This is a genomic window from Shewanella woodyi ATCC 51908 (genome assembly GCF_000019525.1).
In the GTDB taxonomy this organism is placed as follows: Bacteria; Pseudomonadota; Gammaproteobacteria; order Enterobacterales; family Shewanellaceae; genus Shewanella; species Shewanella woodyi.
In genome coordinates, this window is record NC_010506.1 from 5,658,152 (window position 1) to 5,673,554 (window position 15,403).

Consider the following 15,403-nt stretch of genomic DNA (forward strand, 5'->3'; position numbering starts at 1 on the left):
AGTTATGAAGTCCGGGCTATTAGCCTCGTGCTTCCATAACCGCTTTTGCAATGTTCTGCGGTGCGTCAGAGTACTTCAAAAACTCCATTGAGTAAGAAGCACGTCCCTGAGTTGCACTGCGCAAATCAGTTGCATATCCAAACATTTCAGATAGAGGTACTGTAGCGTGAACAAGTTTGACGCCGGCAATGCCGTCATCCATACCTTCGATCAAGCCACGACGACGGTTCAAGTCTCCGACCACATCACCCATATAATCTTCAGGCGTTGTGACTTCAACTTTCATGCAAGGTTCTAATAGTACAGGATCAGCTTCTAAAGCGCCCTTCTTAAAGCCCATTGAACCTGCAACCTTGAAGGCCATTTCGTTCGAGTCCACATCATGATATGAACCATCAAACAAAGTAACTTTCACATCCAAAAGAGGGAAGCCAGCGATAACGCCACTCTTCATCTGCTCTTGAATACCTTTATCAACTGCTGGGATGTATTCTTTTGGAACAGCACCACCAACAATCTCGTTGGCAAATTCGTACCCAAAGCCCTCTTCTTGAGGCTCTAGTTTCAACCAAACATGACCGAATTGACCCCGACCACCTGATTGACGAACAAATTTACCTTCGACTTCTACACTTGAGCGAATAGTTTCACGATAAGCGACTTGTGGTTTACCTACGTTACACTCAACACTAAATTCACGACGCATACGGTCGACAATAATATCAAGGTGTAACTCACCCATACCCGAGATCAGTGTTTGACCAGATTCTGGATCTGTTTCAACACGGAAAGAGGGATCTTCAGCTGCAAGTTTTTGCAACGCAATACCCATCTTCTGCTCATCGGCTTGAGATCTTGGTTCAACGGCTATCGTAATAACAGGCTCAGGGAAATCCATACGCTCTAAGATGACTTTACGACTCATGTCACAAAGCGTATCACCTGTAGTTACGTCCTTAAGACCAATAGCTGCCGCGATGTCACCAGCGCGAACCTCTTTAATCTCTTGGCGGTCATTAGCGTGCATCTGCACCATACGACCTATGCGTTCCCGCTTTTCTTTAACTGAATTGTAAACAGCAGCCCCGGTCTCCAATACACCCGAATAAACGCGCATAAAGGTTAACGTACCGACAAATGGGTCTGTTGCAATTTTAAATGCCAACGCAGCAAAAGGAGCTTCATCGTCCGCTGGACACAAAACTTCTTCCTCTTTCTCATTGACGCCACGGATTGCGTGGACCTCAATAGGAGATGGCAAGTAATCAACAACAGCATCGAGTACCGCTTGCACACCTTTGTTCTTAAATGCAGAACCACAAGTAGCAAGGACTATCTCGTTAGCTAGAGTACGTTGACGCAATGCAAGCTTGATCTCTTCTTCTGATAGCTCACCTTCTTCAAGGTATTTATCCATCAGATCTTCAGAGGCTTCAGCTGCAGCTTCAACGAGATATTCACGCATTTCAGCCGCTTTATCAGCAAGCTCAGCAGGAATATCTTCATAGACGAATGTCGCACCTTGATCAGCTTCAGACCAGTTAATAGCCTTCATCTTGATAAGGTCGATAACGCCTTTGAAATTCTCTTCTGCACCAATATTCATTTGAATAGGTACACAAGTTGCTCCCAGACGGTTACGGATCTGCGAAATCACACTGTCAAAATCAGCACCAGCACGATCCATCTTATTGACGAATACGATGCGAGGAACATGATACTTATCAGCCTGACGCCAAACAGTCTCAGATTGTGGTTCAACACCGGACGAACCACAGAAAACAACTACAGCACCATCAAGTACACGCAGCGAACGTTCAACTTCAATTGTGAAGTCAACGTGACCTGGAGTATCGATGATGTTGATACGGTGCTCAGAATATTGAGCCTCCATACCACGCCAGAAAGTGGTTGTCGCAGCTGAGGTGATAGTAATACCACGCTCCTGCTCCTGTTCCATCCAATCCATGGTGGCAGCACCATCATGAACTTCACCGATCTTATGAGACATACCGGTATAGAACAGAACACGTTCTGTCGTTGTGGTTTTTCCTGCGTCAACATGAGCACAGATACCGATATTTCGGTAGCGCTCAATCGGAGTTGTACGAGCCACGTTTAAACCCTCTTAACTAAGGCAAACGCCTTAGAGATGTAGAATATGGAGCTGGCTATTGCCAGCTCCATCAGATTACCAGCGGTAATGAGCAAACGCTTTGTTTGCTTCTGCCATACGATGCACGTCTTCGCGCTTCTTAACAGCAGTACCTTTGTTTTCTGAAGCGTCTAGCAATTCACCGGCTAGACGTAGAGCCATAGATTTTTCACCACGCTTACGTGCAGCTTCAACCAACCAACGCATACCCAACGCGTTACGACGAACTGGGCGTACTTCACATGGTACCTGGTAAGTAGAACCACCAACACGACGAGATTTAACCTCAACTGATGGGCGAACGTTTTCCAGGGCTGCTTCAAGGATCACTAGATGATCTTCGCTTTTCTTTTCAGCGACAGTATCAAGTGCCTTGTAAATAATCTTTTCTGCAGTCGACTTTTTGCCGTCCTGCATAATGACGTTGATGAACTTAGCCAACAACTCACTATTAAACTTTGGATCTGGTAGGATTTTACGTTGTCCTACAACGCGACGTCTTGGCATAACAATTTCTCCGTATGCTTCAGGGACCCCAAAACTGGAATCTCAATATTATCTAGCTTGGCCTTACTTAACGGAAAACGTTAAGACTTAGGACGCTTAGCACCGTACTTTGAACGACCTTGACGACGTTCGCTTACGCCAGCACAATCTAAAGCGCCACGTACAGTGTGGTAACGCACACCAGGTAAGTCTTTAACACGACCACCACGGATTAGGATTACACTGTGTTCCTGCAGGTTGTGGCCTTCACCGCCGATGTACGAAGTTACTTCGAAACCGTTAGTTAGACGCACACGAGCTACTTTACGTAGTGCAGAGTTAGGTTTTTTTGGTGTGGTTGTGTATACGCGAGTACAAACACCACGTTTTTGTGGACACGCATTCAACGCAGGCACATTAGTCTTGTCGACTTTTGGCGCGCGAGGCTTACGTACCAACTGGTTTACAGTTGCCATGTATAGCTCCGAATCAGTTGATAAACTCAACAGTAAGGTGTGAAAAATCTATATCCCACAGGTGTGGGACGCGAAATTTTAGAAAGGTAATGCTCATCTGTCAAGAAATAGACAAGTTTTAACCAATATAAAGTAAAAAAAAGGCGCTAAACGCGCCTTTTTTACAATCTATTTACTTTTGAAGTACTAAATTAATCAGAACTTCCAGCTAGATTGAGTAGATCGGCAAGGTTCTGCTCTGCTTCACTCGCGCTAATAACTGGTGCTGCTTCGGTATCTGTACCTGTTGCAGTTTCAGCGTTACGCTTCTGATGGTATGAGTAACCCGTACCAGCAGGGATCAGACGACCCACGATCACGTTCTCTTTAAGACCGCGTAGCTTATCACTCTTACCGCCTACTGCCGCTTCTGTCAGTACGCGTGTGGTTTCCTGGAACGATGCTGCTGAGATAAATGACTCAGTAGCTAGAGACGCCTTGGTAATACCAAGAAGCTCACGCTCGAAGGTTGCTGGCTGCTTACCTTGTGCTTCAAGTTCGCGGTTAGCGATCTTCACACGTGATACTTCAGCTTGCTCACCTGCTAGGAACTCACTGTCACCTGCGTTGGTGATCTCACACTTACGCAGCATTTGACGAATGATAACTTCGATGTGCTTATCGTTAATCTTTACGCCCTGTAGACGGTATACGTCCTGAACTTCATTAACGATGTAGTTAGCTACTTTATGAATACCACGTAGACGTAGAATATCATGTGCAGCTTCAGCACCATCAGCAATAACCTCACCACGTTCGACTTTCTCACCTTCGAACACGTTTAGGTTACGCCACTTAGGGATCATCTCTTCATAGTGATCACCACCATCAGCTGGTGTGATAACTAGACGACGTTTACCCTTAGTCTCTTTACCGAACGAGATTGTACCTGAGTGCTCAGCAAGAATTGCAGGCTCTTTAGGCTTACGCGCTTCAAACAAGTCGGCTACGCGAGGTAGACCACCGGTAATATCACGAGTCTTAGACGATTCTTGTGGAATACGCGCTAGCGCGTCACCAACGTTAATTGGTGCGTTATCGTCTTGAGCAACAATCGCGTTACCAGGTAAGAAGTATTGCGCAGGAACTTCAGTTCCAGGGATCATCAGATCGTTGCCATCGGCACCGATTAGACAGATCGCAGGACGCATCTCTTTACCCGCACTTGGGCGTTGACCCACTTCCATTACCACGATAGAAGATAGACCAGTTAGCTCATCTGTTTGACGTGTCATAGTGACACCTTCAATCATATCAACGAACTTGATACTACCTGCTACTTCAGAAACGATTGGGTGAGTATGCGGATCCCAGTTAGCGATAATTTCGCCAGCTGCAACAGCATCATCTTCCAACTTCTCAAGTACAGTACCGTAAGGAACCTTATAACGCTCTTTCTCACGACCAAGCTCATCGATAATCGCAAGCTCTGAAGAACGAGAAACGATAACCAACTTGCCTACGCTGTTTGTAACGTACTTAGCATTGTGCAGCTTAAGAGTACCAAGGTTCTTAACTTGAACATTGTTCTCAGCTGACGCTCGAGATGCAGCACCACCAATGTGGAAGGTACGCATCGTAAGCTGTGTACCAGGCTCACCAATTGACTGAGCAGCAACAACACCAATAGCTTCACCTTGGTTGATGATATGGCCACGAGCCAAGTCACGACCGTAACAGGCAGCACACACACCGAAGTCTGTATCACAGCTAATTACTGAGCGAACGATCATCTCATCGATAGAGTTCTCTTCGACGATGTCACACCATGCTTCGTCAAGCAGTGTATTGCGTGGCACAAGTACTTCTTCAGTACCAGGCTTAAGTACATCTTGAGCAACAACACGACCAAGAACGCGTTCACGTAACGGCTCAACAACATCACCACCTTCAATAAGTGGTTTCATTGTCAGACCTTCGAACGTGCCACAATCTTCTTCGATGACAACTAAATCTTGTGCAACGTCTACTAAACGACGAGTTAGGTAACCAGAGTTAGCCGTCTTAAGTGCCGTATCCGCTAGACCCTTACGAGCACCGTGAGTAGAGATAAAGTATTGAGATACGTTCAGACCTTCACGGAAGTTAGCTGTGATCGGAGTCTCGATGATAGAGCCATCCGGCTTAGCCATCAGACCACGCATACCCGCCAACTGACGAATCTGTGCAGCACTACCACGAGCGCCCGAGTCAGCCATCATATAGATGCTGTTAAACGACTCTTGCTCTTCCTCTTCACCATCACGGTTAATCACTGTCTCTGAAGACAGGTTAGCCATCATCGCTTTAGAAACTTTCTCGTTCGCACTTGCCCAGATATCGATGACCTTGTTGTAACGCTCACCAGCTGTTACTAGACCTGATTGGAACTGCTCTTGAATTTCAAGAACTTCCGCTTCAGCGTCAGCAACTAGCGTGTACTTCTCATCTGGAATAACCATATCGTTGATACCTACAGAGGCACCCGACACAGTTGCATAGTGGAAACCGGCATACATCAATTGGTCAGCAAAGATAACAGTATCTTTAAGACCTAGTTGACGATAACAAGTGTTCAATAGCTTAGAGATCTGCTTCTTACCCATGTTCTGGTTAACCAGATCATAAGATAGACCTTTCGGCAAAATGCGAGAAAGCAGTGCACGACCAACCGTAGTATCAACGATACGACGTGATTCAGTGCGCTCACCGTTCTCAGCAATTTGAGTCTCTGTTACACGTACTTTAATGCGAGCATGGATAGCAGCAACTTTAGTACGGTAAGCCTTCTCGACTTCGTCGATAGACTCAAACGCCATACCTTCACCTTTACCGTTTACACATTCACGGCTGGTGTAGTACAGACCCAATACAACGTCCTGTGACGGTGTGATAACCGGCTCACCGTTTGCTGGTGATAGGATGTTGTTGGTAGACATCATAAGCGAACGTGCTTCTAGCTGAGCTTCCAGCGTTAGCGGCACGTGAACAGCCATTTGGTCACCATCGAAGTCGGCGTTGTATGCCGCACAAACCAAAGGATGAAGCTGAATTGCTTTACCTTCAATCAATACTGGCTCAAATGCCTGGATACCTAGTCTGTGCAGCGTTGGTGCACGGTTAAGCATCACTGGGTGTTCACGAATCACATCATCTAGAACATCCCAAACTTCAGGAACTTCACGCTCTACCATCTTCTTAGCAGCTTTGATCGTAGTCGCTAAACCACGGCCTTCTAGCTTGCCATAGATGAAAGGCTTAAATAGCTCAAGTGCCATCTTCTTAGGAAGACCACACTGATGTAAGCGAAGTGTTGGACCTACGGTAATTACCGAACGACCAGAGTAATCCACACGCTTACCTAGTAGGTTCTGACGGAAACGACCTTGCTTACCTTTGATCATATCGGCCAAAGATTTAAGCGGACGCTTGTTAGAACCCGTAATAGCACGACCACGACGACCGTTATCTAGCAGGGCATCAACAGACTCTTGCAACATACGCTTTTCGTTACGTACGATGATGTCTGGAGCAGCTAGGTCTAACAGACGCTTTAGACGATTGTTACGGTTGATCACACGACGGTAAAGGTCGTTAAGATCAGAGGTAGCAAAACGTCCGCCGTCTAGTGGTACTAGAGGACGTAGATCTGGTGGCAGAACCGGTAGCACTTTAAGGATCATCCACTCAGGCTTGTTACCTGACTGGAAGAATGCCTCAATAAGCTTAAGACGCTTAGTGATCTTCTTACGACGAGTCTCAGAGTTAATTGATGGCAACTCTTCGCGCATCATATCAATCTCTTTTTCAAGATCGATAGCACGTAGCAATTCTAGAACTGCTTCAGCACCCATCTTAGCTTCAAACTCATCACCGTACTCTTCCAATGCATCCAGATAGTTTTCTTCTGTTAGCATTTGGCCACGTTCAAGACTGGTCATGCCAGGCTCGATTACAACGAAAGATTCGAAGTAAAGTACACGTTCAATATCACGAAGTGTCATGTCTAGCATCAAACCGATACGAGACGGAAGCGACTTCAAGAACCAAATGTGTGCAACTGGGCTAGCGAGATCGATGTGACCCATACGCTCACGACGTACTTTAGTCTGTGTAACTTCAACGCCACACTTTTCACAGATCACACCACGGTGCTTAAGACGTTTATACTTACCGCATAAACATTCGTAATCTTTTACTGGACCAAAAATACGCGCACAGAATAAGCCTTCACGCTCAGGCTTAAAGGTACGGTAGTTAATGGTTTCTGGCTTCTTAACTTCACCAAATGACCAAGAGCGGATTAGATCTGGCGACGCTAGTCCGATCTTAATGCCGTTAAACTCTTCGGTCTTGCTTTGCTGTTTCAGAAACTTTAATAAGTCTTTCACGTTTCTCTCCTGAAGGAGTTAAACCGGGTGCCCTGCTATTGCAAGGCACCAATTTATTGCCAAACTAGTGTGTCACTAGTTTTAGTCTTGATCCAACTCGATATTAATACCGAGTGAACGGATCTCCTTCAACAATACGTTGAAAGACTCTGGCATGCCTGGTTGCATCTGGTGGTTACCGTCGACAATATTCTTATACATATTGGTACGACCGTTAACATCATCAGACTTAACAGTTAGCATCTCTTGAAGCGTATAAGCGGCACCGTATGCTTCTAGTGCCCAAACTTCCATCTCACCGAAACGCTGACCACCAAACTGAGCTTTACCACCCAATGGCTGCTGAGTAACAAGACTGTAAGAACCCGTAGAACGAGCATGCATCTTATCATCAACCAAGTGGTTAAGTTTTAGCATGTACATGTAACCAACAGTTACCTGACGCTCAAACTCATCACCGGTACGACCATCAAACAATTTGCGCTGACCAGTAGTAGGAAGACCAGCTAATGCTAGCATCTCCTTGATCTCTTTCTCTTTCGCGCCATCGAATGCTGGAGTCGCAGTCGGGATACCACCTTTAAGGTTCTTAGCAAGACGAACCACTTCATCATCAGTAAATGAATCGATATCGACGCGCTGCTGCACCTCTTCACCTAACTCATAAACTTCTTTGATGTAGCCACGAAGTTCAGCAAGTTCACGCTGTTCTTCAAGCATTGCAGCGATCTTATCACCGATACCTTTAGCTGCTGCGCCAAGATGCACCTCAAGAACCTGACCGATGTTCATACGCGATGGTACACCAAGTGGGTTCAGTACGATGTCGATTGGGTTACCATTCTCATCGTAAGGCATATCTTCAACAGGGTTAATCTTAGAGATAACACCCTTGTTACCATGACGACCCGCCATCTTATCACCAGGCTGGATTGTACGCTTAACTGCTAGGTAAACCTTAACAATCTTAAGTACGCCAGGTGCTAAGTCATCACCTTGAGTGATCTTGCGACGCTTAACTTCAAACTTCTTATCGAAGTCAGCTTTAAGCTCGTCATGCTGCTCAGCAAGCTGCTCTAGTTCAGTCTGCTTACCTTCGTCATCAATGCTTTGAGAAAGCAGTTGTGAACGTGGAATAGCATCCAATTGAGCTTCGTTGAAGCCAGCACTCAGTAGAAGGTTACGTGCACGTCCATAAACACCCTCTTCGAGGATCTGGAACTCTTCAGTCAAGTCTTTCTTAGCTTGACGAACATGCATCTCTTCAATTTCAACAGCACGCTTATCTTTCTCAACGCCGTCACGGGTAAATACCTGAACGTCAATGATAGTACCTTTAACAGAGTTAGGTACGCGTAGAGAGCTGTCTTTAACATCAGAGGCCTTCTCACCGAAGATAGCACGGAGAAGCTTCTCTTCTGGAGTCAGCTGAGTTTCACCCTTAGGTGTCACCTTACCAACCAGAATGTCGCCACCCTTAACTTCAGCACCGATATAAACGATACCTGATTCATCTAGCTTAGAAAGCGCAGATTCACCAACGTTTGGAATATCAGCTGTGATCTCTTCACTACCCAACTTAGTATCACGAGCGATACATGAAAGCTCTTGAATGTGGATAGTGGTGAAACGATCTTCTTGAGCTACACGCTCAGAAATAAGGATCGAATCCTCAAAGTTGTAACCGTTCCAAGGCATGAACGCGATACGCATGTTCTGACCAAGAGCCAAATCACCCAAATCGGTAGATGGACCATCAGCAAGAACGTCACCAGTCACAACTGGATCGCCCATCGCACAACAAGGACGTTGGTTAATACAGGTGTTCTGGTTAGAACGCGTGTACTTAGTCAAGTTGTAGATATCGATACCAGCTTCGCCTGGACGTAGCTCAGATTCGTTAACCTTAACAACGATACGACTTGCATCAACATAGTCGATGTAACCGCCACGCTTAGCAACGACAACAACACCAGAATCAACAGCAAGTGTACGCTCAATACCTGTACCTACTAGTGGCTTATCAGCCTTTAGTGTTGGTACAGCCTGACGTTGCATGTTCGCACCCATCAAGGCGCGGTTAGCATCATCGTGTTCTAGGAACGGAATAAGTGATGCTGCAACTGAAATGATCTGCTGTGGCGATACATCCATATATTGGATATCTGCAGCACCCATAAAGGTTGAATCACCTTTATGACGACAAGCGATAAGCTCATCCATCATGCGGCCATTTTCGTCTAAGTCGACGATAGCCTGTGCAATAACGTAACGGCCCTCTTCGATTGCTGATAGGTAATCGACCTGATCAGTAACCACACCATCAATAACCTTACGGTAAGGTGTTTCAAGGAAACCATAAGAGTTAGTACGCGCAAAACTTGCTAACGAGTTAATTAGACCAATGTTTGGACCTTCAGGGGTCTCAATTGGACATAAACGACCGTAGTGAGTTGGGTGTACATCTCGAACTTCAAAACCAGCACGTTCACGGGTCAAACCACCTGGACCAAGAGCCGAAATACGGCGCTTATGTGTCACTTCTGAAAGTGGGTTGTTCTGATCCATAAACTGAGACAGCTGAGAAGAACCGAAGAACTCTTTAACTGCTGCAGAGATTGGCTTAGCGTTGATAAGATCTTGTGGCATTAGCTCATTAAGATCACCAAGGCTTAAACGCTCACGTACGGCACGTTCTACACGAACTAGACCAACACGGAACTGGTTTTCAGCCATTTCACCAACACTACGGATACGACGGTTACCCAAGTGATCGATATCATCAACTTCATCATTACCATTACGGATAGTGATGATGTTCTTCATTACAGCAACGATATCTTCTTTAGATAGAATGCCAGTACCTTCGTCATCATCGATACCGAGACGACGGTTGAACTTCATACGACCTACTTTAGATAGATCATAACGCTCTTCACTGAAGAACAAGTTCTGGAATAACGCTTCTGCAGCATCTTTGGTTGGTGGCTCGCCAGGACGCATCATACGGTAGATCTCAACCAACGCTTCAAGGCGGTTAGTTGTAGAATCAATACGCAATGTATCTGACATATAAGCACCATTATCAAGCTCGTTGATATACAGTGTGCTTATCTCTTTGATACCAGCCAAAGAAAGCTTAGCAAGATCTTCAAGTGTCATCTCTGCGTTAGCAGAAACCAATACTTCGCCAGTATCAGGATCAATATAGTCTTGACCTGAAATCTTACCAACGATGTAATCTACTGGCACTTCAAGCTCAGTGGTATTGCTCTTCTCAAGTTGACGAATATGACGTGCAGTAATACGACGTCCTTTCTCAACGATGATAGTACCTTCAACATCTTTAATGTCGTAGCTGGCAGTTTCACCACGTAGGCGCTCTGCAACAAGGTCCATCACTAATGAATCTTTCTTGATCTTAAAGTTAACGCGATCGAAGAACAGATCCAAAATATCCTGAGTAGAGTAGTCTAGTGCACGTAGGATGATTGAAGCCGCAAGTTTACGACGACGGTCAATACGTACAAATAGTGCATCTTTAGGATCGAATTCGAAATCTAACCAAGAACCACGGTAAGGAATAATACGTGCGTTATAAAGCACCTTACCTGAAGAGTGGGTCTTGCCGCGGTCATGATCAAAGAATACACCAGGTGAACGGTGTAGCTGAGAAACGATAACACGCTCAGTACCATTGATAACAAAGGTACCGTTTTCAGTCATCAGAGGGATATCCCCCATGTAGACTTCTTGCTCTTTAATGTCTTTGACTGTGCCAGGTGCTGCTTCACGGTCATACAGAACCATACGCAATTTAACGCGCAATGGTGCAGAGTAAGTTACGCCGCGGATTTGACACTCTTTCACATCAAAAACAGGTTCGCCTAGCTTATAGCTAACGTACTGTAATTCTGAGTTACCAGAAAAACTTTTGATGGGAAAAACGCTACGGAAAGCGGCTTCAAAACCACGCTCACCTGTAGGATCTTGATCGGTGAACTTTTTAAATGAGTCCAACTGTATAGACAAAAGATAAGGAATATCCAAAACCTGTGGACGTTTACCAAAATCTTTGCGAATACGCTTCTTTTCAGAATAGGAGTAAACCATGGGTTTCCTCTGATTGCGAGATGTGACCAAGACTGAACCAACCTAAATGTTGAGACAGCACGTTTGCCCATCACCGTTGATGGCAAGAACCTAACCAGTAATCTCTGCTAGGAACTGCAAAATCTGGCGATAAACGGTGAATAAAAAATCGCCTGCGCATACAGCGCAAAAAAGGCCGACGGTTAAAAAACCGCCAGCCCTCGCCTGATTGCTCAGGCTAGTAAGTTAAAATTTAACTTACTTGATTTCTACTTCAGCACCAGCTGCTTCTAGCTCAGCTTTAAGAGCTTCAGCTTCAGCTTTCTCTAGGCCTTCTTTAACTGCTACTGGAGCAGATTCAGCCATAGCTTTAGCTTCTTTCAGGCCAAGACCTGTAGCGCCACGAAGTGCTTTAATTACTGCAACTTTGTTTGCACCGAATGAAGTCATCATAACGTCAAATTCAGTTTGCTCAGCAGCAGCAGCACCGCCTTCAGCACCGCCAGCAACAACAGCAGCTGCAGCAGATACGCCGAACTTCTCTTCCATTGCTTCGATTAGTTCAACAACTTCCATTACAGACATTTCTGCAAAGGCTTCTAAGATTTGGTCTTTAGTGATAGACATAACAAAAAATTCCTAATGTTCTGAATTTAGGCAGCAAGTTTAAACTTAAGCTGCTTCTTCTTTTTGATCGCGAAGTGCGGCCAGTAGACGTACAAATTTGCCAGCAGATGCTTCTTTCATAGTCATCATCAACTGAGCTAATGCTTCGTCGTACGTTGGCAATTTCGCTAAACGATCAATATCGGCTGCAGGGATTACTTCCCCTTCAAAGGCTGCTGCTTTAATTTCAAACTTCTCTTGTGCAGTTGCGAAATCTTTAAGAAGACGCGCTGCAGCACCTGGGTGCTCATTAGAGAATGCAATTAAAGTAGGACCAGTAAACGTATCGCTTAAGCACTCAAAATCAGTACCAGCTACAGCGCGTTTAACTAGAGTGTTACGAACAACTTTAACGTAAACTCCGGCTTCACGAGCTGCTCTACGCAGTCCGGTCATTTCACCTACAGTTACACCGCGTGAATCGGCTACAACTGCAGATAAAGCACCTTTGGCAGCTTCGTTGACTTCAGCAACAATCGCTTTTTTGTCTTCGAGTCCTAATGCCATTGGCTTTACTCCTGGATTCTATCTAGGGAATTCCCTAGCAATTACCATGCTAAACACCTAAATGTTTAGCGACTTACGGTGCTTATCCAGTAGAAAAAATCTTTCTGGGGTCCGACACCGTCTACGTAGGAGATTAAGTTAACCTTTAGGTAACACCTACGGTCTTGGACGGAAGCCTACTTTCATCACTCAGTGACGAAATAGGCCCCAACCCACAAAGTGCGCGCATTATAATTTAATACGCCCGCTTTGTAAAATTTATAGCGCTTTAGCCAGAGTAGCCTGGTCAACCGCAACACCTGCACCCATAGTGGTAGAGATGCTTACTTTCTTAAGGAAAACACCTTTAGCTGAAGCTGGCTTAGCCTTCACAAGAGCACCGATTAGGGCTTCTAGGTTTTCTTTAAGTTGAACAGTTTCAAAATCCACTTTACCGATAGTAGTGTGGATAATACCGTTCTTGTCTGTACGGTAACGAACCTGACCAGCTTTAGCGTTCTTAACAGCTTCAGCAACGTTAGGCGTTACAGTGCCAGTCTTAGGGTTAGGCATTAGACCACGTGGGCCTAAGATCTGACCAAGTTGACCAACAACACGCATTGCATCTGGAGATGCAATAACTACGTCGAAGTTCATCTCACCAGCTTTAACTTGTGCAGCAAGCTCGTCCATACCAACTAGCTCAGCGCCAGCAGCAGTTGCCGCTTCAGCGTTAGCACCTTGGGTGAATACAGCAACACGAACTTCACGACCAGTACCGTGTGGTAGTACAGTAGCACCACGAACGTTTTGGTCAGATTTACGTGGGTCAACACCAAGGTTAACAGCAACGTCAACACTTTCTACGAACTTAGCAGTAGCTAGTTCTTTTAGAAGTGCAACAGCTTCATTGATATCGTAGTTTTTAGTTACTTCTACTTTTTCGCGGATCAAACGAGCGCGTTTAGTTAGCTTTGCCATTATATTAGTCCTCTACTACCAAACCCATTGAGCGCGCAGTACCTTCAATTGAGCGAGTCATCGCTTCAATATCAGCACCAGTCATATCAGCCGCTTTAGTTTCAGCAATTTCCTGAACAGCGCTACGCTTGATAGTTCCCACTTTCTCAGTGTTAGGACGGCCAGAACCAGACTTCAGACCAGCTGCTTTAAGCAGTAGGAAAGATGCAGGTGGCGTCTTAGTTTCGAAAGTGAAAGAGCGATCACTATATACAGTGATAACTACTGGAATTGGCATACCTTTCTCGAACTTTTCAGTACGAGCGTTGAATGCTTTACAGAATTCCATGATGTTAACACCCTTCTGACCCAATGCAGGGCCGACTGGTGGCGACGGGTTTGCAGCACCGGCTGCTACTTGTAGCTTGATGTAACCATCAACTTTCTTAGCCATGAGTATTTCCTCAGTATGGGTACAAACGCTATTGACGAAATGTCAGTTAGCTCCCCGAAAATAATGGGTGCAGATTCTATAACAAATCTGCACCCAGTCCAAATGTTTTTTGTACTTAATTTAATCAGCTTTTTTCGATCTGACCGAAGTCTAGTTCAACCGGAGTAGAACGACCGAAGATCATGACAGAAACCTTAACGCGGTTCTTCTCATAATCAACCTCTTCAACAGTGCCGTTGAAGTCAGCAAAAGGACCATCAGTAACGCGTACGACTTCGCCTGGCTCAAAGATAACGCGATGCGTTGGAGTCTCAGTAGTCTCTTGTAAGCGTTGAAGAATAGCGTTCGCTTCTTTGTCAGAGATAGGTGCAGGACGATCTGATGTGCCACCGATGAAGCCCATTACACGTGGAATGCTCTTCACTAAATGCCAGCTTTCGTCATTCATCTCCATCTGTACTAGTACATAACCTGGAAAGAATTTACGCTCACTTTTACGTCGCTGACCGGCACGCATCTCTACAACTTCTTCTGTAGGGACGAGTATTTCGCCGAAATACTGCTCCATGCTGTGCATCTGAATATATTCATGCAGAGTCTTAGTTACACGGCCCTCATAACCAGAAAATGCCTGGACTACGTACCATCTTTTTTTAGCTTCAGTTGCTTCAGTCATTCGAAATGCCTATACGCCTGTAATAAAATTAACAATTCTCAGTAGTACCGCGTCCATTCCCCAAAGGATTAACGCTAGTACACCGGTCGCTGCTAATACAATAAATGTTGTATTTAGCGCTTCTTGACGCGTAGGCCAAACTACCTTACGTACTTCTATTTGTGCTTCACGAGCAAAAGTTAGCGCCTGCTTGCCCTTTTCAGTTTGTAATGCAATGAATCCAGCAATAACAAAAGCTACTACCACACTGATTGCACGAACCAAAACACTGGCTTCGCTATACATCTGGTTGCCTACAATAGCGGCAGCCAATAAAATAACGACTAGGGCCCACTTTACGATATCCAGAGAGTTACCCTGGCTTTCAGTATTTGTTGTCATCGATTAGTTCCGTTACTCACTACGACCTGAGCTTGCGTTTAGCTGATGGTTATAAGGAAACTCATCAAGCCACTATAGTTCCGAGCCTACACTCTCAATTGCTAAATGTAAGCTCAGAGGGTCAAAAATCGGCCATAGATTGTATTCTTATTCTAGCTACGA

General features: G+C 45.2%; 11 protein-coding genes. All 11 read right to left on the reverse strand.

The window, feature by feature from the left end:
• Positions 1-19: 19 nt before the first annotated feature.
• Positions 20-2,116 (reverse strand): elongation factor G, encoded by a 2,097-nt coding sequence (gene fusA / locus SWOO_RS24070; RefSeq protein ID WP_012327262.1) that lies wholly within the window; start codon positions 2,114-2,116, stop codon positions 20-22.
• A 75-nt stretch (positions 2,117-2,191) separates the two neighbouring features.
• Positions 2,192-2,662: a 30S ribosomal protein S7 gene (gene rpsG, locus SWOO_RS24075; protein ID WP_012327263.1), complete on the reverse strand. Its 471-nt coding sequence runs from the start codon at positions 2,660-2,662 to the stop codon at positions 2,192-2,194.
• A gap of 80 nt (positions 2,663-2,742) precedes the next feature.
• The gene (rpsL, locus tag SWOO_RS24080; protein WP_012327264.1) at positions 2,743-3,117 is read right to left on the reverse strand and encodes a 30S ribosomal protein S12; all 375 of its coding nucleotides are present in this window, start codon (positions 3,115-3,117) and stop codon (positions 2,743-2,745) included.
• Between the two features lie 191 nt (positions 3,118-3,308).
• Positions 3,309-7,526 carry a DNA-directed RNA polymerase subunit beta' gene (rpoC, locus tag SWOO_RS24085; RefSeq protein ID WP_012327265.1) on the reverse strand — a complete coding sequence of 1,406 codons (4,218 nt, stop codon included), beginning with the start codon at positions 7,524-7,526 and terminating at the stop codon, positions 3,309-3,311.
• Positions 7,527-7,607: 81 nt separating this feature from the next.
• Positions 7,608-11,639, reverse strand: a complete 4,032-nt coding sequence (gene rpoB / locus SWOO_RS24090) for a DNA-directed RNA polymerase subunit beta (RefSeq protein WP_012327266.1) — start codon at positions 11,637-11,639, stop codon at positions 7,608-7,610.
• A 237-nt stretch (positions 11,640-11,876) separates the two neighbouring features.
• Positions 11,877-12,245, reverse strand: a complete 369-nt coding sequence (gene rplL / locus SWOO_RS24095) for a 50S ribosomal protein L7/L12 (protein ID WP_012327267.1) — start codon at positions 12,243-12,245, stop codon at positions 11,877-11,879.
• A 45-nt stretch (positions 12,246-12,290) separates the two neighbouring features.
• Complete coding sequence (rplJ, locus tag SWOO_RS24100; RefSeq protein WP_012327268.1) at positions 12,291-12,791, reverse strand: 50S ribosomal protein L10; 501 nt, start codon at positions 12,789-12,791, stop codon at positions 12,291-12,293.
• 258 nt (positions 12,792-13,049) lie between these two features.
• The gene (gene rplA / locus SWOO_RS24105; RefSeq protein WP_012327269.1) at positions 13,050-13,751 is read right to left on the reverse strand and encodes a 50S ribosomal protein L1; all 702 of its coding nucleotides are present in this window, start codon (positions 13,749-13,751) and stop codon (positions 13,050-13,052) included.
• A 4-nt stretch (positions 13,752-13,755) separates the two neighbouring features.
• Positions 13,756-14,184 (reverse strand): 50S ribosomal protein L11, encoded by a 429-nt coding sequence (gene rplK / locus SWOO_RS24110; protein ID WP_012153448.1) that lies wholly within the window; start codon positions 14,182-14,184, stop codon positions 13,756-13,758.
• Between the two features lie 124 nt (positions 14,185-14,308).
• Complete coding sequence (gene nusG / locus SWOO_RS24115; protein WP_012327270.1) at positions 14,309-14,860, reverse strand: transcription termination/antitermination protein NusG; 552 nt, start codon at positions 14,858-14,860, stop codon at positions 14,309-14,311.
• A 9-nt stretch (positions 14,861-14,869) separates the two neighbouring features.
• The gene (gene secE, locus SWOO_RS24120) at positions 14,870-15,241 is read right to left on the reverse strand and encodes a preprotein translocase subunit SecE (protein WP_012327271.1); all 372 of its coding nucleotides are present in this window, start codon (positions 15,239-15,241) and stop codon (positions 14,870-14,872) included.
• Positions 15,242-15,403: the final 162 nt, after the last annotated feature.

Excerpts from the sequence above, each read along its gene's own strand:
- rplJ (WP_012327268.1), bottom strand. The coding sequence starts at position 12,791 with ATGGCATTAGGACTCGAAGACAAAAAAGCGATTGTTGCTGAAGTCAAC.
- rpoB (WP_012327266.1), bottom strand. The coding sequence starts at position 11,639 with ATGGTTTACTCCTATTCTGAAAAGAAGCGTATTCGCAAAGATTTTGGT.
- rplK (WP_012153448.1), bottom strand. The coding sequence starts at position 14,184 with ATGGCTAAGAAAGTTGATGGTTACATCAAGCTACAAGTAGCAGCCGGT.
- rplA (WP_012327269.1), bottom strand. The coding sequence starts at position 13,751 with ATGGCAAAGCTAACTAAACGCGCTCGTTTGATCCGCGAAAAAGTAGAA.
- rpsG (WP_012327263.1), bottom strand. The coding sequence starts at position 2,662 with ATGCCAAGACGTCGCGTTGTAGGACAACGTAAAATCCTACCAGATCCA.
- rplL (WP_012327267.1), bottom strand. The coding sequence starts at position 12,245 with ATGTCTATCACTAAAGACCAAATCTTAGAAGCCTTTGCAGAAATGTCT.
- rpsL (WP_012327264.1), bottom strand. The coding sequence starts at position 3,117 with ATGGCAACTGTAAACCAGTTGGTACGTAAGCCTCGCGCGCCAAAAGTC.
- nusG (WP_012327270.1), bottom strand. The coding sequence starts at position 14,860 with ATGACTGAAGCAACTGAAGCTAAAAAAAGATGGTACGTAGTCCAGGCA.
- secE (WP_012327271.1), bottom strand. The coding sequence starts at position 15,241 with ATGACAACAAATACTGAAAGCCAGGGTAACTCTCTGGATATCGTAAAG.